At 57.0% G+C, this 17,252-nt stretch carries 29 protein-coding genes; 2 read left to right on the top strand and 27 right to left on the bottom strand.

The window, feature by feature from the left end:
* The first annotated feature begins 160 nt into the window (after window positions 1–160).
* Together msrP and msrQ are read left to right on the top strand one after the other, a co-directional pair.
* Complete coding sequence (gene msrP, locus T424_RS0118860) at window positions 161–1,108, top strand: protein-methionine-sulfoxide reductase catalytic subunit MsrP (RefSeq protein WP_027489086.1); 948 nt, start codon at window positions 161–163, stop codon at window positions 1,106–1,108.
* A gap of 2 nt (window positions 1,109–1,110) precedes the next feature.
* Window positions 1,111–1,752: a protein-methionine-sulfoxide reductase heme-binding subunit MsrQ gene (gene msrQ, locus T424_RS0118855; RefSeq protein ID WP_027489085.1), complete on the top strand. Its 642-nt coding sequence runs from the start codon at window positions 1,111–1,113 to the stop codon at window positions 1,750–1,752.
* Window positions 1,753–1,924: 172 nt separating this feature from the next.
* Here msrQ and rplQ read toward each other — a convergent pair whose 3' ends face one another.
* The 27 genes from rplQ to rpsJ all read right to left on the bottom strand — a co-directional run bounded on the left by rplQ (window position 1,925) and on the right by rpsJ (window position 16,888).
* Window positions 1,925–2,350, bottom strand: a complete 426-nt coding sequence (gene rplQ, locus T424_RS0118850; RefSeq protein WP_027489084.1) for a 50S ribosomal protein L17 — start codon at window positions 2,348–2,350, stop codon at window positions 1,925–1,927.
* Window positions 2,351–2,470: 120 nt separating this feature from the next.
* Complete coding sequence (locus tag T424_RS0118845; RefSeq protein WP_027489083.1) at window positions 2,471–3,481, bottom strand: DNA-directed RNA polymerase subunit alpha; 1,011 nt, start codon at window positions 3,479–3,481, stop codon at window positions 2,471–2,473.
* Between the two features lie 96 nt (window positions 3,482–3,577).
* Complete coding sequence (rpsK, locus tag T424_RS0118840; RefSeq protein WP_015915761.1) at window positions 3,578–3,967, bottom strand: 30S ribosomal protein S11; 390 nt, start codon at window positions 3,965–3,967, stop codon at window positions 3,578–3,580.
* A 133-nt stretch (window positions 3,968–4,100) separates the two neighbouring features.
* Window positions 4,101–4,469, bottom strand: a complete 369-nt coding sequence (gene rpsM / locus T424_RS0118835) for a 30S ribosomal protein S13 (RefSeq protein WP_027489082.1) — start codon at window positions 4,467–4,469, stop codon at window positions 4,101–4,103.
* A 370-nt stretch (window positions 4,470–4,839) separates the two neighbouring features.
* A complete protein-coding gene (locus tag T424_RS0118830) occupies window positions 4,840–5,424 on the bottom strand; it encodes an adenylate kinase (RefSeq protein WP_027489081.1) in 585 nt (194 codons plus the stop codon).
* Window positions 5,421–6,761 carry a preprotein translocase subunit SecY gene (gene secY / locus T424_RS0118825; protein WP_027489080.1) on the bottom strand — a complete coding sequence of 447 codons (1,341 nt, stop codon included), beginning with the start codon at window positions 6,759–6,761 and terminating at the stop codon, window positions 5,421–5,423. The genes T424_RS0118830 and secY overlap by 4 nt, the downstream gene beginning before the upstream one ends.
* 233 nt (window positions 6,762–6,994) lie before the next feature.
* The gene (rplO, locus tag T424_RS0118820; RefSeq protein ID WP_027489079.1) at window positions 6,995–7,471 is read right to left on the bottom strand and encodes a 50S ribosomal protein L15; all 477 of its coding nucleotides are present in this window, start codon (window positions 7,469–7,471) and stop codon (window positions 6,995–6,997) included.
* A gap of 16 nt (window positions 7,472–7,487) precedes the next feature.
* On the bottom strand, window positions 7,488–7,688 hold the full coding sequence (rpmD, locus tag T424_RS0118815; RefSeq protein ID WP_027489078.1) for a 50S ribosomal protein L30: 201 nt from the start codon (window positions 7,686–7,688) through the stop codon (window positions 7,488–7,490).
* Between the two features lie 11 nt (window positions 7,689–7,699).
* Window positions 7,700–8,269, bottom strand: coding sequence for a 30S ribosomal protein S5 (rpsE, locus tag T424_RS0118810; RefSeq protein WP_027489077.1), 570 nt, complete (start codon window positions 8,267–8,269; stop codon window positions 7,700–7,702).
* A gap of 148 nt (window positions 8,270–8,417) precedes the next feature.
* Window positions 8,418–8,780 (bottom strand): 50S ribosomal protein L18, encoded by a 363-nt coding sequence (rplR, locus tag T424_RS0118805; protein ID WP_027489076.1) that lies wholly within the window; start codon window positions 8,778–8,780, stop codon window positions 8,418–8,420.
* Window positions 8,781–8,792: 12 nt separating this feature from the next.
* Complete coding sequence (gene rplF / locus T424_RS0118800) at window positions 8,793–9,326, bottom strand: 50S ribosomal protein L6 (RefSeq protein ID WP_027489075.1); 534 nt, start codon at window positions 9,324–9,326, stop codon at window positions 8,793–8,795.
* 42 nt (window positions 9,327–9,368) lie between these two features.
* Window positions 9,369–9,767: a 30S ribosomal protein S8 gene (gene rpsH / locus T424_RS0118795; protein ID WP_027489074.1), complete on the bottom strand. Its 399-nt coding sequence runs from the start codon at window positions 9,765–9,767 to the stop codon at window positions 9,369–9,371.
* Between the two features lie 13 nt (window positions 9,768–9,780).
* The gene (gene rpsN, locus T424_RS0118790; protein WP_027489073.1) at window positions 9,781–10,086 is read right to left on the bottom strand and encodes a 30S ribosomal protein S14; all 306 of its coding nucleotides are present in this window, start codon (window positions 10,084–10,086) and stop codon (window positions 9,781–9,783) included.
* A 33-nt stretch (window positions 10,087–10,119) separates the two neighbouring features.
* Complete coding sequence (gene rplE, locus T424_RS0118785) at window positions 10,120–10,677, bottom strand: 50S ribosomal protein L5 (RefSeq protein ID WP_037068444.1); 558 nt, start codon at window positions 10,675–10,677, stop codon at window positions 10,120–10,122.
* On the bottom strand, window positions 10,670–10,978 hold the full coding sequence (gene rplX / locus T424_RS0118780) for a 50S ribosomal protein L24 (RefSeq protein ID WP_027489071.1): 309 nt from the start codon (window positions 10,976–10,978) through the stop codon (window positions 10,670–10,672). Before rplX ends, rplE begins: the two co-directional genes overlap by 8 nt.
* A 12-nt stretch (window positions 10,979–10,990) precedes the next feature.
* Window positions 10,991–11,359: a 50S ribosomal protein L14 gene (rplN, locus tag T424_RS0118775; protein ID WP_018328276.1), complete on the bottom strand. Its 369-nt coding sequence runs from the start codon at window positions 11,357–11,359 to the stop codon at window positions 10,991–10,993.
* Window positions 11,360–11,675: 316 nt separating this feature from the next.
* The gene (gene rpsQ, locus T424_RS0118770; protein WP_027489070.1) at window positions 11,676–11,912 is read right to left on the bottom strand and encodes a 30S ribosomal protein S17; all 237 of its coding nucleotides are present in this window, start codon (window positions 11,910–11,912) and stop codon (window positions 11,676–11,678) included.
* 12 nt (window positions 11,913–11,924) lie between these two features.
* Window positions 11,925–12,125, bottom strand: coding sequence for a 50S ribosomal protein L29 (gene rpmC, locus T424_RS0118765; protein WP_027489069.1), 201 nt, complete (start codon window positions 12,123–12,125; stop codon window positions 11,925–11,927).
* Between the two features lie 12 nt (window positions 12,126–12,137).
* Complete coding sequence (gene rplP, locus T424_RS0118760; RefSeq protein WP_027489068.1) at window positions 12,138–12,551, bottom strand: 50S ribosomal protein L16; 414 nt, start codon at window positions 12,549–12,551, stop codon at window positions 12,138–12,140.
* A 38-nt stretch (window positions 12,552–12,589) separates the two neighbouring features.
* Complete coding sequence (rpsC, locus tag T424_RS0118755) at window positions 12,590–13,312, bottom strand: 30S ribosomal protein S3 (RefSeq protein ID WP_027489067.1); 723 nt, start codon at window positions 13,310–13,312, stop codon at window positions 12,590–12,592.
* On the bottom strand, window positions 13,312–13,701 hold the full coding sequence (gene rplV / locus T424_RS0118750; RefSeq protein WP_027489066.1) for a 50S ribosomal protein L22: 390 nt from the start codon (window positions 13,699–13,701) through the stop codon (window positions 13,312–13,314). Before rplV ends, rpsC begins: the two co-directional genes overlap by 1 nt.
* A 2-nt stretch (window positions 13,702–13,703) precedes the next feature.
* Complete coding sequence (gene rpsS / locus T424_RS0118745) at window positions 13,704–13,982, bottom strand: 30S ribosomal protein S19 (protein ID WP_027489065.1); 279 nt, start codon at window positions 13,980–13,982, stop codon at window positions 13,704–13,706.
* Between the two features lie 15 nt (window positions 13,983–13,997).
* Entirely contained in the window at window positions 13,998–14,834 is an 837-nt protein-coding gene (rplB, locus tag T424_RS0118740; protein ID WP_027489064.1) for a 50S ribosomal protein L2, read from the bottom strand.
* A gap of 11 nt (window positions 14,835–14,845) precedes the next feature.
* The gene (locus T424_RS0118735) at window positions 14,846–15,139 is read right to left on the bottom strand and encodes a 50S ribosomal protein L23 (RefSeq protein ID WP_027489063.1); all 294 of its coding nucleotides are present in this window, start codon (window positions 15,137–15,139) and stop codon (window positions 14,846–14,848) included.
* The gene (gene rplD / locus T424_RS0118730; RefSeq protein WP_027489062.1) at window positions 15,136–15,756 is read right to left on the bottom strand and encodes a 50S ribosomal protein L4; all 621 of its coding nucleotides are present in this window, start codon (window positions 15,754–15,756) and stop codon (window positions 15,136–15,138) included. Before rplD ends, T424_RS0118735 begins: the two co-directional genes overlap by 4 nt.
* 11 nt (window positions 15,757–15,767) lie before the next feature.
* A complete protein-coding gene (rplC, locus tag T424_RS0118725) occupies window positions 15,768–16,409 on the bottom strand; it encodes a 50S ribosomal protein L3 (protein WP_027489061.1) in 642 nt (213 codons plus the stop codon).
* Between the two features lie 170 nt (window positions 16,410–16,579).
* On the bottom strand, window positions 16,580–16,888 hold the full coding sequence (gene rpsJ / locus T424_RS0118720; RefSeq protein ID WP_006728688.1) for a 30S ribosomal protein S10: 309 nt from the start codon (window positions 16,886–16,888) through the stop codon (window positions 16,580–16,582).
* Window positions 16,889–17,252: the final 364 nt, after the last annotated feature.

Here is a 17,252-nt window from a genome sequence, read left to right as displayed (position 1 = left end):
ACTATCGCCAGCCCGGAAAACGGTACGCAGGCCAACACGCGAACGTGATGGGATGTTCACGTCTGCACCCCGAAAAAGCGCGGGATCATATGGATGAAACTTACCGGAACTACGCTACGTCTATAATAGAAAACCACGACTTCAGTCAGGAGTGTGCCAGATGCCCGCGTTTCGCCCGCCACATATTCCGTCCGGTGACATCACGCCTCGCGATCTCTACCTATCCCGCCGCAACATGATTGGCGGCGTGGCAGGCACGCTGGCCCTCGGGCTGACGGAAAACGCGCTTGCCGCACCACTGAAGGCAGTACCAGGCAGCTATAAGGTCGCGGACAAGCTGACGCCGCAAAAGGATGTAACCACCTATAATAATTTTTATGAATTCGGCACGGACAAAAGCGACCCTGCCGCCAATTCCGGCAAGTTCAAACCGCGTCCATGGACAATCGACGTCGGCGGTCTCGTCGCCAAGCCCCAGACCATCGACATCGAAACCATCCTTTCATCGTTCACCATGGAAGAACGGGTTTACCGTATGCGGTGCGTGGAAGCGTGGTCCATGGTCATTCCGTGGATCGGCTTTCCGCTATCGGCGCTCTTGGACAGGGTAGAGCCGCTCGGCAGCGCAAAATACGTCGCGTTTGAAACCGTGGTCCGACCTGACGAAATGCCGGGACAGAGCGGCTTTTTCCAATCGATCAATTGGCCCTATCTCGACGGTTTGCGCATGGATGAGGCGCGCCACCCCCTGACCATTCTTGCAACGGGCCTTTATGGCGAAACTCTCCCCAACCAGAACGGGGCGCCACTTCGCCTTGTCGTGCCGTGGAAATACGGGTTCAAAGGCATCAAATCCATCGTGAAGATCACCCTCACGGAAAAACAGCCGCCCTGCACCTGGAATATTCTGGCGCCAAACGAATACGGCTTCTACGCCAATGTGAACCCGAAGGTAGACCATCCGCGCTGGAGCCAGGCGACAGAGCGGCGCATCGGTGAGGGCAGCGGTCTGTTTGGCGGCAAGCGGATCGACACCCTGCCCTTCAATGGCTATGCCGATGAGGTCGCAAGCCTCTACAGTGGCATGGATCTGACGAAATACTACTGACCATGGCAGCTTACGCACCCCCTGCCCGCATTCGCGAGCCCTCGATCTGGGCACTTTATGGCCTCGGTCTCCTTCCGGGGCTCTACGCCTTTTATCTAGGATTGACGAACCAGTTGGGTGCCGATCCGGTCCGCAGTTTCGAGCATGATCTCGGCATCTGGGCGCTCCGGTTTCTCTGCCTTGGTCTTCTGGTAACACCCTTGCGGGACGTCGCGCGCCTGAACCTCATCGCCTATCGCCGGGCATTGGGCCTGATTGCCTTTTATTATGTCCTGGCCCATTTTGCGGTTTACCTGACGCTCGACCGCGGAATGATTTTCTCCTCCATCGCCGCAGATATTTTCAAGCGCCCGTATATCATGCTTGGAATGTTGGCATTCCTGCTGATCATTCCTTTGGCCTTGACCTCTAACCGCTGGTCGATCCGCAAACTCGGCCCCCGCTGGATCACGCTTCATAAAGCCGTCTACATCATATTACCGGCTGCGCTGATGCATTTCATCCTCTCACGAAAATCTTTCACACTGGAGCCTGCGATCTACACCGGCATTGTGTTGACGCTTTTAGCCTATCGCCTGATACGTCCAGTCCTACTTCGCAAAAAGAACGATAAACGCCCTTTCAAGCCTCAGCGAGCACCCTGAAAAGCCATCTCCCGCAGCATCAGCCGTTCAGCCACCCCTGCCCTGCCGATGCCGATGCCGATACCATAAAGCGTCGTGTATTTATCGAACGTACGACACTGTAAAGCGGTGGAAACAAAAAAGGCCGGGCGATTGCGCACCCGGCCTTTAATCTCCGAAACCGGAAGATAATTTACGCAGCTTCAGCCGCTTCGGCTTCAGCGGCAACGCGGGCCTTATCGGCCGCGCCCTTGGCATCAACATCGCGCTCTACGAACTCGATGACGGCCAACGGAGCGTTGTCGCCCTGACGGTAGCCAGCCTTCATGATACGCAGATAGCCACCGTTGCGCGAAGCATAACGGGTAGCGATGGCATCGAAGAGCTTGCGAACAGCATCCTGATCGCGGATCTGCGAGATGGCCTGACGACGAGCGTGCAGGTCGCCACGCTTGCCGAGCGTCACCAGCTTCTCGACGATCGGACGCAGGTCCTTCGCCTTCGGCAGGGTGGTGACGATCTGCTCATGGGTGATGAGCGAAGCAGCCATGTTGGCAAACATTGCCTTGCGGTGGCTGGCGGTACGATTGAGCTTGCGGCCGGCATTCTGGTGGCGCATTGCTATTCTCCTTTATCGCAGGTTTCGCTCACTGGCGTTCCTGCCGTTTCCTGACACATACAGGCATACGCCTGCAGTTTGACTGGAAAAGGCAGAGATAAACCTGCCTTTCTTATTGGCTCAGTACTGGTCTTCGTAGCGCTTGGCGAGATCTTCGATGTTTTCCGGCGGCCAGGCAGGCACTTCCATACCGAGGTGCAGGCCCATGGAAGCCAGGACTTCCTTGATCTCGTTCAGCGACTTGCGGCCGAAATTCGGCGTCCGCAGCATTTCCGCCTCGGTCTTCTGGATCAAATCGCCGATATAGACGATATTGTCGTTCTTGAGGCAGTTGGCCGAACGGACAGAAAGCTCCAGTTCGTCCACCTTCTTGAGCAAAGCCGGGTTGAACGCCAGCTCGGTCACGGACTCTTCTTCGACTTCCTTCTGCGGTTCGTCGAAATTGACGAAAACAGAAAGCTGGTCCTGAAGAATGCGCGCTGCGAAAGCAACTGCATCCTCACCGGAAACCGAACCGTTGGTCTCGATCGTCATGGTCAGCTTGTCGTAGTCGAGAACCTGTCCTTCACGGGTGTTTTCCACCTTGTAGGACACTTTCTTGACCGGCGAATAAAGGCTGTCCACCGGAATAAGACCGATCGGCGCATCTTCCGCGCGATTACGCTCGGCAGGAACATAACCCTTGCCGTTGTTTACCGTGAACTCCATCCGGATCTCGGCGCCGTCATCCAGCGTGCAGATCACGTGGTCGGGGTTGAGAATCTCGATGTCGCCAACGGTCTGGATGTCGCCAGCAGTAACAACGCCCGGGCCCTGCTTGCGCACGACCATACGCTTGGCGTCGTCACCATCCATCTTGATGGCGATTTCCTTGATGTTCAGCACGATATCCGTCACGTCCTCGCGAACGCCGGGAATCGAGGAGAACTCATGCAGCACGCCATCGATCTGGACAGCCGTTACGGCTGCACCGCGCAGCGACGACAGGAGAACGCGGCGCAGCGCGTTGCCCAGCGTCAAACCAAAGCCACGCTCGAGCGGTTCTGCAACCAGCGTCGCCTTGGTGCGGCCGGACGAGGTGAACTCCACCTTGTTCGGCTTGATCAATTCCTGCCAATTCTTCTGAATCATATTTTTACCTTCCGTTCGTCGTCACCATCCAATCGTGACGACCGAGCATGAGAAGCACCGGCGCCGCCCAGGCGGAACCGGCAGGATGAAGAATGATCAGACGCGACGCTTCTTGCGCGGACGGCAGCCGTTATGCGGGATCGGCGTGACGTCACGGATGGAAGTAATCATGAAACCGGCAGCCTGAAGGGCACGCAGCGCCGATTCACGACCGGAGCCCGGACCGCAAACCTCAACCTCAAGCGACTTCATGCCGTGTTCCTGAGCCTTCTTGGCACAATCTTCAGCAGCAATCTGGGCAGCAAACGGCGTGGACTTACGCGAACCCTTGAAACCCTTCGCACCAGCAGACGACCAGGCAATAGCATTACCCTGCGCATCCGTGATCGTAATCATGGTGTTGTTGAAGGTCGAGTTGACGTGAGCAACGCCCGACGAAATATTCTTACGTTCGCGACGACGAACGCGTGTGGCTTCCTTGGCCATTCATTTCCCTTTCATTGATCTCTTCACCGCCGTAGCACCAGCGGCTCCACCGAAGAACCGAATCACCGGTTCTCCAAACCCAAGAAAGGCCGGCACTGACGCGCCGGCCTCACACCCCGGACAAAGCCGGAAATTACTTCTTCTTACCAGCGATAGCCTTCGCAGGACCCTTACGGGTACGCGCGTTGGTATGCGTGCGCTGACCGCGAACCGGAAGGCCACGGCGATGACGCAGACCACGGTAGCAACCGAGGTCCATAAGACGCTTGATGTTCATCGCGGTTTCGCGACGGAGATCACCTTCAACCTGGTAGTCACGGTCGATGGTTTCGCGAATTGCGAGGATCTCGGCGTCCGTCAACTGATGAACGCGGCGATCGGCAGCAATGCCGACCTTATCCATGATTTCCTGCGCGAACTTAGGGCCGATCCCGTGAATATAGGTCAAAGCGATGATAACGCGCTTTGCCGTCGGGATGTTGACGCCAGCGATACGTGCCACGTCTATTCTCCTTGCGTTCCAGTTGCCATCAGGCAAGTGGTGTCTCGTTACACGGTCAGATTGACCGCAATTACAATTTGGGTTCCCAACAGTCAAAAGACCGAACCCGTCTTCCAGTCAAGGAAGATCGCGCCGGTCGCAGTGATGTTGCGAGTTGGCGCGGTCTTTAACGGAATCGGCTGAGAAAAGCAACCGACGCCGTGAAGATTCTTACAGGCTGGCCGCCGCCAGCACACTCATCCGGGAACTCTGATATTTGCGGCCCGCCATTCACAAGCCGTCAACACCAGAAACAAACCCCTCGCTCTGCCGCCACGCTTTGCAAATGCCTGACAAAAGCCGCAACACACAGCACCGACTGGATTGTCGCTCAGGCTTTTTCGAGCACCTGCCCGATTGCATCCGTCACTGCGTCCATCTCTGCCATGCCATCAAGAACGACGAGTTGTCCCTCTTTCTGGTAATGTGCCGATAATGGCGCTGTTTTTTCGCGGTACTCAGCCAGACGCTTGCGAAATGACTCAGGATTGTCATCCGCACGGACGGTGCCACCGGCAGCAACCGTCTCGGCGACACGTCGCTCCATCCGGCCAACGAGCGCTTCCTCGTCAACCTTGAGTTCGATTACCGCATCAAGCCGAAGGCCACTCGCTTTCATATTCTCGGCAAATGCAACCGCCTGCGGAACCGTGCGCGGATAGCCATCGAGAATGAACCCTTTGCTACAGTCGGCTTCGCGAATACGATCCGCAACGATCTGGTTGACAATCGCATCGGAAACCAGACCGCCGGCATCCATCACTGCCTTCGCCCGAAGACCCGTCTCTGAACCAGCAGCGACTGCCGCACGCAGCATATCCCCTGTGGACAGTTGCGGAATACCGTACTTGTCCGTCAGGCGCTTCGCCTGGGTTCCCTTCCCCGCTCCCGGCGGGCCCAGAAGAATGATTCTCATCGTCCCCTCTTTCCTCCACGCAATTTCGATTTCTTGATCAAGCCTTCATACTGCTGGGCAATCAGGTGTCCCTGTACCTGTGCTACAGTATCAAGTGTTACGCTGACAACAATCAAAAGCGATGTACCACCAAGGGATAAGGGCACACCGGTGTTCGCGACGAGGATTTCCGGCAGAATGCAGACCACGACGAGATAGATGGCGCCGATCACTGTGATGCGTGTCAGCACGTAATCGATATATTCGGCGGTCCGCTCCCCGGGGCGGATGCCCGGAATGAAACCGCCATGCTTCTTCAAATTGTCCGCCGTATCCTTCGGATTGAACACGATGGCCGTATAGAAGAACGAGAAAAACGCTATGAGCGCGGCATAAAGCGCCATGTAAACCGGCTGTCCATGCCCCAAAGCAGAAATAATTGCCGTAGCCCAGCCAGGCAGAGACTGGCTGCCGGTGAAACCGGCTGCTGTCGCCGGCAACAAAAGAAGCGATGACGCAAAGATTGCCGGAATGACGCCCGCCGTGTTGAGCTTGAGTGGCAGATGCGAGGTGTCACCCTGGAACATCCGGTTCCCGACCTGACGCTTCGGGTACTGAATCAGCAGCCGGCGCTGAGCACGTTCACAGAAAACAATCAAGGCGATCGCGAGGATAGCGACGATGATGACCGTCAGGATCAAAGGCGTGGAAACCGCACCCGTTCGTCCGAGTTCAAGCGTTCCAGCAAGGGCAGAAGGGAGACCTGCGGCGATACCAGCGAAAATGATCAGCGAAATACCGTTGCCGATGCCACGTGACGTGATCTGTTCACCGAGCCACATCAGGAACATCGTTCCGCCAAGAAGCGTGACGACAGTCGAAATTCTGAAGAACAGACCCGGATCGTTAACAAGGCCGTTGCCATGTTCCAGACCAACAGCGATGCCATAGGCCTGTAGCGTGCCAAGAAGCACGGTGCCATAGCGTGTATACTGGTTGATGATCTTGCGACCCTGCTCGCCCTCTTTTTTGAGCGCCTCAAGCGAGGGAACGACAGAGGTCATGAGCTGCACGATGATCGATGCAGAAATATAAGGCATAATTCCGAGAGCGAAAATCGCCATGCGCTGTACAGCGCCACCGGAAAACATGTTGAAAAGCCCGAGAATACCACCCGCCTGACCGCGGAAAGCCTGGGCATAAGCCTCAGGATTGAGCCCAGGCAGCGGAATATGCGTCCCAAGCCGATAGACCAAAAGGGCAGCCAACGTGAACCACAGTCTCTTTTTCAGGTCCTCGGCCTTGGCAAAGGTTGAAAAATTCAGGTTCGAGGCCAATTGTTCCGCTGCAGAAGCCATCAAATTCTCCGCGACACAGCAACCAGGCGCTCAAGCGAAAAAGCGGCGCACTGGAAGAAATTTCATTAACTCGCAGAAAACAGAAAGGCGTCAGGGCCGCAATGCAGCCGAATGCCTCACCCTCTGCTTTCCGAATCTCCCGGAAGACGGACCAAGCCGCCCATGGGTCACGAGGCACACATATGGGAGAAAAATCGCCCGGTGTGAAGCACCCCGGGCGATCCAGCTTTTACTTATTCAGCAGATTCGGTCGCGCCAAGCAGCTTGATCGAACCACCGGCCTTCTCGATCTTTTCAACGGCAGCCTTGGAGGCGCCGATGACTTCGAGAGAAACCTTCGCCTTCAGCTCACCGTCGGCCAGAACGCGAACGCCATCCTTTACGCGGCGGATGACGCCAGCAGCCTTCAGGGCAGCAGCGTCGATCGAAACGGAGGCGTCAAGCTTGCCGGCATCGACAGCAGCCTGAATACGACCGAGGGAAACGGTGACGAATTCAGATGCGAAGATATTGTTGAAGCCGCGCTTCGGCAGACGGCGATAGATCGGCATCTGACCGCCTTCAAAGCCGTTGATGGCAACGCCGGAACGAGCCTTCTGACCTTTCACGCCGCGACCACCGGTCTTGCCCTTACCCGAACCGATACCGCGACCTACGCGGATACGATCCTTGGAGGCGCCATCGTTGTCTTTGATTTCATTCAGTTTCATGACAAATTCCCCCGTCTCACTTCTCTTCGACGACGCGAACGAGATGCTGGACAGCACGGATCATGCCGCGAACCGAAGGCGTATCTTCCAACGTGCGGACCCGGTGCATCTTGTTGAGACCCAGACCGATCAGCGTCTTGCGCTGGATTTCCGGGCGGCGAATGGGCGAACCGATCTGCTCGATCGTGATCGTCTTCTTTGCTTCAGTCTTAGCCATTATCCAGCTCCTTATTCTTCAGAAGCGTTGCCGGATGCGGCACGACGAGCCTGCAAGGTCGCATACTTGAGACCACGCTGTGCAGCGATGTCCTTCGGATGAACCTGATGCTTCAGCGCGTCGAACGTGGCGCGAACCATATTGTACGGATTGGACGAACCCGTGGACTTGGCAACGACATCATGCATACCGAGCGTTTCGAAAACCGCACGCATCGGGCCACCAGCGATGATACCGGTACCGGCCTTGGCAGACCGCAGCAGAACCTTGCCGGCGCCATGGCGACCATGAACATCATGGTGCAGAGTGCGGCCGTCACGCAGCGGCACGAAAATCAAATCGCGCTTCGCAGCTTCGGTCGCCTTGCGAATCGCTTCCGGAACTTCGCGAGCCTTGCCATGGCCGAAACCGACGCGGCCCTTCTGGTCGCCGACGACGACGAGAGCGGCAAAACCGAAACGGCGGCCACCCTTAACAACCTTTGCAACGCGATTGATTGCGACCAGCTTGTCAACAAATTCGCTATCGCGCTCTTCACGGTTCTGACGCTCTTCGCGCGAACCACGCTTATCCTGTGCCATTGTCCTTTTCCTTTTTCTTTTCCGGGTGCAAACGGCAGTTTACAAAAAAATTCCGCCCCTGCCCTCATTCGAGGCCAGGGAGCGAAATCCGGGACGCCGGGCTATTGCCCGAAATTCATCCGGATCACAAGACCCGGACAAAATTTTCTTAGAACGAAAGACCGCCTTCGCGGGCTGCCTCAGCCAGAGCCTTGATGCGGCCATGATAAATAAAGGCGCCGCGGTCGAAAACGACTTCCTTCACACCAGCCGCAGCAGCCCGTTCGGCAACGAGCTTGCCGACAGCAGCAGCTGCTGCGACGTCGGCGCCCGTCTTCAGTCCGGACTTCAGGCTGGATTCGAGCGTCGAGGCAGCGGCCAGGGTGCGGCCAGCCACGTCGTCGATGACCTGAGCATAGATGTTCTTCGAAGTGCGATGTACCGACAGACGCGGACGGCCATTTGCCACCGCCTTGATCTGACGCCGTACGCGGTTCGCACGACGAACAAGTGCTTCTTTTCTGCTTGCCATTTCGCGCGTTCCTTACTTCTTCTTGCCTTCTTTGCGGACAATCCGCTCTTCGGCATACTTCACGCCCTTGCCCTTGTAGGGCTCGGGGCCGCGATATTCGCGGATCTCAGCTGCAACCTGACCGACCTTCTGCTTGTCGATCCCGGTTACGATGATTTCCGTCGGCTTCGGAACGGCGATGGTGATGCCCTGCGGCGGCTCATAAACGACGTCATGAGAGAAACCGAGTGCCAGTTGCAGGTTCTTGCCCTGCATGGCAGCACGATAACCAACGCCGTTGATTTCGAGCTTGCGCTCGTAACCGTCCTTGACACCCTTGAGGATGTTCTCGACCATCGTGCGGGACATGCCCCACTTGGAACGAGCTTCCTTGCTGTCATTGATCGGAGAAACAACGATCGCGTTGTTTTCCAGAGCAACGGAGATGTCGTCATTTGCGACGAAGAAAAGTTCGCCCTTAGGACCCTTGGCCGTAACCTTCTGGCCTTCTACAGCCGCCGTCACGCCTGCGGGAACCTGAACGGGCTTTTTACCGATACGAGACATTTTTAAATCCTGTCTGTTCGTTAGGGAGATCTCCGCGCTGCCTTAGAAGACAGAGCAGAGAACCTCGCCGCCAACATTCTGTTCGCGCGCCTGATGGTCCGCCATTACGCCCTTGGGAGTGGACAGAATGGTGATACCAAGGCCGTTCGCGACCTGCGGAATGGACTTAACCGAGACATAAACCCGGCGGCCCGGCTTGGAAACGCGACCGATTTCGCGAATGACCGAAGAACCTTCATAGTACTTCAGTTCGATCGTGAACTCAGACTTGCCATTGCCGTAATCGACCTGGGAGTAACCGCGGATGTAGCCTTCAGCCTGAAGGACGTCCAGAACGCGGGCACGGAGCTTGGAGGCAGGCGTGGAAACCGAGGCCTTGCGGCGTGCGGCACCATTGCGGATGCGGGTGAGCATATCGCCCAACGGATCAGTCATCGTCATGTTACCCGTCTCCTTACCAGCTCGACTTCACAATACCCGGCACCTTGCCGAGATTGCCAAGCTCGCGAAGCGCGATACGCGACATCTTGAGCTTGCGATAGAACGCACGCGGACGACCGGTGACTTCGCAACGGTTGCGAATACGGGTCTTTGAGCCATCGCGCGGCAGTTCTGCCAGCTTGAGGGTGGCCTGGAACCGCTCTTCAATCGGAAGAGACTGGTTCATGATGATCGCCTTCAGCGACGCACGCTTTTCAGCCTGCTGAGCGACGGTCTTGCGGCGGCGCTTATTCTTTTCGATTGCGCTTGTCTTCGCCATATCGAAGTTCCTCTTCTACGCTCGTCGTTACGGTTACTGACGGAACGGGAAGTTGAACTCTTTCAGAAGAGCCCGAGCTTCGTCGTCCTTGGTCGCCGTCGTGCAAACGATGATGTCCATGCCCCACATCTGATCAACCTTGTCGTAGTTGATCTCAGGGAACACAATGTGTTCCTTGATGCCCATGGCGAAATTGCCACGGCCGTCAAAGCTCTTCGGGTTCAGACCCCGGAAGTCGCGAACGCGCGGCAGCGCGATGTTGACCAGGCGATCCAGGAACTCGTACATGCGCGCGCCGCGGAGCGTTACCTTCGCACCAATCGGCATTCCTTCGCGGACCTTGAAGCCGGCGATGGAGTTGCGAGCGCGGGTGATGACCGGCTTCTGACCGGCAATCGCAGCGAGATCGGCGGCAGCAACCGTGGGCTTCTTGGAGTCGGCAGTCGCCTCACCCACACCCATGTTGATGACGATCTTCTCGATCTTCGGGATCTGCATCTCGTTGGCATAGGAGAACTGCTCCTGCATGGCCTTACGGATGCGGCTTACATATTCAACCTTGAGCCGCGGCTCATACTTGGTCTCAGCCATCGATCACATCTCCCGAACGCTTGGCAAAACGAACCTTCTTGCCATCGACGACCTTGAAGCCAACGCGGGTCGGCTTTCCGTCCTTGTCGATGATCGAAAGATTGGAAAGATGGATCGAAGCTTCCTTGCTTACGATACCAGCTTCCTGGCTCTGCGTCTGGCGCTGATGGCGCTTGACTACGTTGATGCCGCGAACGACCGCACGGTCTTCCTTTGGCAGAACCTGAAGGACTTCGCCAGACTGGCCCTTGTCCTTGCCGGTGAGTACGACGACCTTGTCGCCCTTACGAATCTTTTGCATCGTCATCGCTCCTTACAGAACTTCCGGAGCAAGCGAGATGATCTTCATATGGTTCTTGGCGCGAAGTTCGCGCGGAACCGGTCCGAAGATACGCGTGCCGATCGGCTCTTTCTTGTTATCGATAAGAACGGCTGCGTTGTTATCGAAACGAATGACGCTGCCATCAGGACGACGGATGTCCTTGGCGGTGCGAACGACAACCGCCTTCATCACGTCACCCTTCTTTACGCGGCCGCGCGGAATAGCTTCCTTGATCGAAACGACAATGATGTCGCCAACGGAAGCATACTTACGCTTGGAGCCGCCCAGCACCTTGATGCACATGACACGACGTGCGCCGGAATTGTCGGCAACGTCGAGGTTAGTCTGCATCTGAATCATGTCAGGTCGCCTTCTCGTTATACTGGACCGGTTGGGCAGAGCCCCCTAACCCAGCTTCTGGATTACTTACCACGTCACCCCATCGGAGATGAGCAGGACGCCGTAATAGCTTGATGCGCACCGATTCGCTGCCCCGAAAGACAGGAAAAGTGCGCGGATAGTGGAGCGAAGGATGATCTTGCAAAGGTGGTTTCCCTGCGGGACCTTCCCTGCGCTCAAAGCAAAAGAACGCTCGTTGGAGCGTTCGCGCGCTGTTGCGGTGCTTCATACAGAATTCTGGCCAGAACGCAAGAGCCCTGGCCAGAATATCGGAAAATCAGGCCTGGGCGGCAACAACCGTCCAGCGCTTGTCCTTTGAGATGGGTGCGCATTCCTCGATGGAAACAACATCACCAACCTTAAACTGGTTGTTCTCGTCATGCGCCTTGTACTTCTTCGACCGGCGAACGGTCTTTTGAAGCAGCGGGTGAGCGAAACGGCGCTCGACGCGGACAACAACGGTCTTGTCGTTCTTGTCGCTGACAACTACGCCCTGCAGAATGCGTTTCGGCATATTTTTCTTCCTTTAGGCCTTGGCTTCTGCCGCCTTCTGGCGGGCAATGGTTTTCACGCGGGCGATGTCCTTGCGAACTTCGTTGATGCGGGATGACTTTTCCAGCTGGCCGGTCGCTTTCTGGAAGCGCAGGTTGAACTGCTCCTTCTTCAGCTTGGCAAGCTCATCCTTCAACTGATCGGCGCTCATGGCGCGAACGTCTGCGGCTTTCATGGGCTTTGATCCTTACTCTGCGATGCGCTGTACGAAGCGCGTTTTGACCGAGAGCTTGGCAGCGCCAAGGCGCAGAGCCTCACGAGCGATTTCCTCGCTGACACCATCGATCTCGAACATCATACGACCGGGCTTCACGCGGCATGCCCAGTATTCAACAGAACCCTTACCCTTACCCATACGGACTTCGGTGGGCTTTGCCGTTACGGGAACATCGGGGAATACCCGGATCCACACACGGCCGGCACGCTTCATGTAACGCGTGATCGCACGGCGGGCCGCTTCGATCTCGCGCGCATTCACGCGGTTCGGCTCCTGAGCCTTCAGGCCGAATTCGCCAAAAGCAAGTTCAAAACCGCCCTTGGCTACGCCCTTGATGCGGCCCTTGAACTGCTTGCGATACTTGGTACGCTTTGGCTGCAACATTTTCTTACTTCTCCGAGCTTATCTTTCGCCAGCGTCAATCAAGCGTTTTCGCGACGGCGCTCGCCGCGTTCACGGCTTGGGGCGGCCTGATTGTCACCTTCGAGCGCGCGACGTTCAGAGGCCATCGGATCATGCTCAAGGATTTCGCCCTTGAAGATCCAGACCTTGATGCCGCAAATGCCGTATGCGGTTTCAGCTTCGGCCGTACCGTAATCAATGTCGGCGCGCAGCGTGTGCAGCGGCACGCGACCTTCACGGTACCATTCCGTACGGGCGATTTCAGCGCCACCGAGACGGCCTGCGCAGGTGATCTTGATGCCTTCGGCACCCAGACGCATGGCAGACTGAACGGCACGCTTCATAGCGCGGCGGAATGCAATACGGCGCTCAAGCTGCTGCGCGATAGACTGCGCAACGAGCGTGGCATCCGTCTCCGGCTTGCGCACTTCAACGATGTTGAGGTGCGTTTCGGAATTGGTCATTTCGGAAAGCTTCTTGCGGAGCTTCTCGATGTCTGCACCCTTCTTGCCGATGATCAGGCCGGGGCGAGCCGAGTGGATCGTGACGCGGCACTTCTTGTGCGGACGCTCGATCACCACCTTGGCGATACCGGCCTGCTTGAGTTCCTGCATCACGAACTTGCGGATCTTCAGGTCTTCATGCAGCAACTGGCCATATTCGGCGTTGTCAGCGAACCAACGGCTATCCCAGGTGCGGTTGATGCCCAGACGGAAACCGATCGGATTAATTTTCTGACCCATTATGCGGCCTCCCCATTGGCTTCAACTTCGCGAACGACGATCGTCAGATGCGCGAACGGCTTTTCGACGCGCGCCGTGCGGCCACGGCCACGAACATGGACGCGCTTCATGACGATCGACTTGCCGACGTAAGCCTCGGCGACGATCAGTTGATCGACGTCGAGATCATGGTTGTTTTCAGCGTTGGCGATAGCAGACTCGAGGGTCTTCTTGACCGTATCGGCAATGCGCTTGCGCGAAAAGGTCAGATCGGCCAGGGCCCGGTCAACCTTCTTGCCGCGGATCATGGCAGCAACCAGGTTGAGCTTCTGGGGGCTGACGCGGAGCGTACGCGCAACGGCCTGCGCCTCGTTGTCGTTCAGCCGACGTTCGGCTTTTGCCTTACCCATCGTTACTTCCTCTTCGCCTTCTTGTCCGCACCGTGACCGTAATAGGTACGGGTGGGAGCGAATTCACCGAACTTGTGGCCAACCATGTCTTCGTTGACGCTGACCGGTACGTGCTTGCTGCCGTTGTAGACGCCAAACGTCAAACCAACGAACTGGGGCAAGATCGTGGAGCGACGGCTCCACATCTTGATGACTTCACTGCGGCCGCTTTCACGAACCTTCTCAGCCTTCTTGAGAAGGTAGCCGTCAACAAACGGGCCTTTCCATACTGAACGAGCCATCTCTGACTACCTCTCTTACTTCTTCTTCTGGTGGCGAGAACGCATGATGAACTTGTCCGTGGACTTGTTCTTGCGCGTGCGCTTGCCCTTGGTCGGCTTGCCCCACGGCGTAACCGGATGACGGCCACCGGAGGTGCGGCCTTCACCACCACCATGCGGGTGATCGACCGGGTTCATGACGACACCGCGGTTATGCGGGGTCTTGCCGCGCCAGCGGGTACGACCAGCCTTACCGTCGTTGATGTTGCCGTGGTCCGGATTGGAGACGGCGCCGACAGTTGCAAGGCAGGAGCCCGGAATGAGGCGCTGTTCGCCAGAGTTCAGGCGAACGATCGCCATACCGGCATCACGACCGACCAACTGGACATAAGTGCCAGCAGAGCGAGCGATCTGGCCGCCCTTGCCCGGCTTCATTTCGACGTTGTGAACGATCGAACCAACCGGAATATACTGCAACGGCATGGTGTTGCCGGGCTTTACGTCCACAGCCTTCTCGGAGGAGACGACCTTGTCACCGGCAGCCAGACGCTGCGGAGCCAGGATGTAGGCCTGCTCACCATCCGAATATGTCACCAGAGCGATGAACGCGGTACGGTTCGGGTCATATTCCAGGCGCTCAACAGTGCCCTCGACATCAAACTTGCGACGCTTGAAGTCAACCAGACGGTAGCTGCGCTTGTGACCACCACCGATGAAGCGGGCGGTGATACGACCGAAGTTGTTGCGGCCGCCGCTCTTGGAAAGACCTTCGGTCAATGTCTTGACCGGCTTGCCCTTCCAAAGACCCGACCGGTCTACGATGACCAGCTGACGCTGGCTCGGGGTCGTGGGATTGAAGCTTTTCAATGCCATTTTATTGTTCCTCAGAGACCGGTGGAGACGTCGATGGATTGACCCTCGGCGAGCGTAATGATCGCCTTCTTCACGTCCTTCTGCTTACCGGCGAAACCGCGGAAACGCTTGGTCTTGCCCTTGCGGACGAGCGTGTTCACGGCCGTGACCTTGACACCGAAGAGAGCTTCGACAGCAGCCTTGATTTCAGGCTTGGAAGCAGTCTTGGCAACGTTGAAGACCACCTGGTTGTATTCAGACACCGTGGTGGACTTTTCCGTGATCGAAGGGGAAACGATCACGTCGTAGTGGCGAAGATCAGTCATTTGAACCGCTCCTCCAGAGCTTCAACCGCAGCCTTGGAAAGCACGAGCTTGCCACGACGCAGGATGTCGTAAACATTGATGCCCTGAACCGGGAGAACATCGACGTTAGGGATGTTCTGGGCTGCGAGCTGGAAATTGGTGTCGAGTTCGGTGCCACCGATGACCAGAGCGTTGCTGAGGCCCAGAGCCTCGAACGAAACGACCAGGGCCTTCGTCTTGGCTTCAGAAGCAACAAGCTGATCTACGATGATCAGTTCGTCAGCCTTGAGCTTTGCAGAAAGAGCGTGACGCAGAGCGAGAGCGCGAACCTTCTTGGGCAGGTCGATTTCGTGGCTGCGAACAACCGGACCATGAGCCTTACCACCGCCGCGGAACTGCGGAGCGCGAGCGGAATGGTGACGAGCGCGACCCGTACCCTTCTGCTTGTACATCTTGGAACCGGTACGGGAAACTTCCGACCGACCCTTGGACTTGTGCGTACCCTGCTGCTTCTTGGCAAGCTGCCAACGAATCATGCGGGCGATGATGTCTTCACGCGGCTCGAGGCCGAAAATGGCGTCGGAGAGGGAAACCTTGCCCGCATCCTTGCCATCGAGTGTCTTGACGTTGAGTTCCATGACAGGCTCCCTTACTTCGCAGCCGACTTGACGGCGTCGCGCACGATGATCCAGGAACCCTTGGAGCCGGGCACTGCGCCCTTAACAAGGATCAGACCGCGATCTTCATCGGTCGAAACGACTTCGAGATTCTGGGTGGTGACGCGGGTCTGACCCATGTGACCAGCCATACGCTTGCCCTTCCAGACGCGGCCCGGATCCTGGTTCGAACCCGTCGAACCATGCGAACGGTGCGAAACCGAAACACCGTGCGTCGCACGCAGACCACCGAAGTTGTGACGCTTCATGGCACCGGCAAAACCTTTACCGATCGTCGTACCCGTCACGTCAACGAGCTGGCCGGCAGCGAAGTGACCGGCAGTGATCTGGGCGCCGACATCGATGAGGTTTTCTTCCGATACACGGAATTCAACGAGCTTGGCCTTGGGCTCAACATTTGCAGCGGCAAAATTGCCACGCATCGCCTTGGATGTATTCTTTACCTTGGCCTGGCCAGCGCCGAGCTGTACGGCGACGTAGCCGTGCTTCTCGACCGTACGCTGGGCCACCACCTGGCAGTTATCCAAGCGCAGTACTGTCACAGGGATATGCTCACCGGCGTCATTATAGACCCGGGTCATCCCTACTTTCTGTGCAATAACACCTGAACGCATCGGTTCATTCCTCTTGAGAGTCCCGTCGAGGCTTCGCAGCCCGGACTTGCCTCTTTGTTTAAGGATTCCATTCCAGCCCTTCCAGGCCTTCAGGTTTCCCGTTTCGAGAAGACGTTGGCAGGTCTTGCCACGTACCTTCCTTGTTATTACGGCTCTCGCCGGAATTCTTTTTAAAGCTTGATTTCGACGTCCACGCCAGCAGCAAGGTCGAGCTTCATCAGAGCATCAACGGTCTGCGGGGTCGGATCTACGATGTCGAGAAGACGCTTGTGCGTACGCATCTCGAACTGTTCACGGCTCTTCTTGTCCACGTGGGGCGAACGGTTGACGGTGAATTTTTCAATACGGGTCGGAAGCGGTACCGGGCCGCGAACGCTTGCACCGGTACGCTTCGCGGTCGAAACGATCTCGCGCGTGGAGGCATCGAGAACCCGGTGGTCAAACGCCTTGAGGCGGATGCGGATATTCTGGCCGTTCATTCGACTTGTCCTTGTTTCTTTTCTTGCGTCCCGCATACGCAGAGACAGTGAATTACCAATGCTGGTCGGCCCCGTATTGTCAAAAATCACAGAGGCAATCCTCTGTCACTTTACCGTATCAGGGCCCTACCCGCGCAGCTCCTGGGAGCCACAAAACCTAGCAGAGCCAAAAGACAGACGGGCAATAAAGCCCCTCCGCTTTGTGTGAGGCGGGGCATACAACGTCCCGCCCGAATCGTCAACATGGTCTTGAAAAAATAAGCGCGACCCTAAGGCCGCGCCCACTTATTTTCTCAATTGAGTATAACTTACTCGATCATGGAGGCGACGATGCCGGCGCCGCGTGCAAATCGCGCTTGCGCGC

The organism is Allorhizobium undicola ORS 992 = ATCC 700741 (assembly GCF_000621665.1).
Classification (GTDB): domain Bacteria; phylum Pseudomonadota; class Alphaproteobacteria; order Rhizobiales; family Rhizobiaceae; genus Allorhizobium; species Allorhizobium undicola.
Note: the sequence above shows the minus strand (reverse complement) of the source record. Positions and strands in the feature narration are given on the sequence as shown.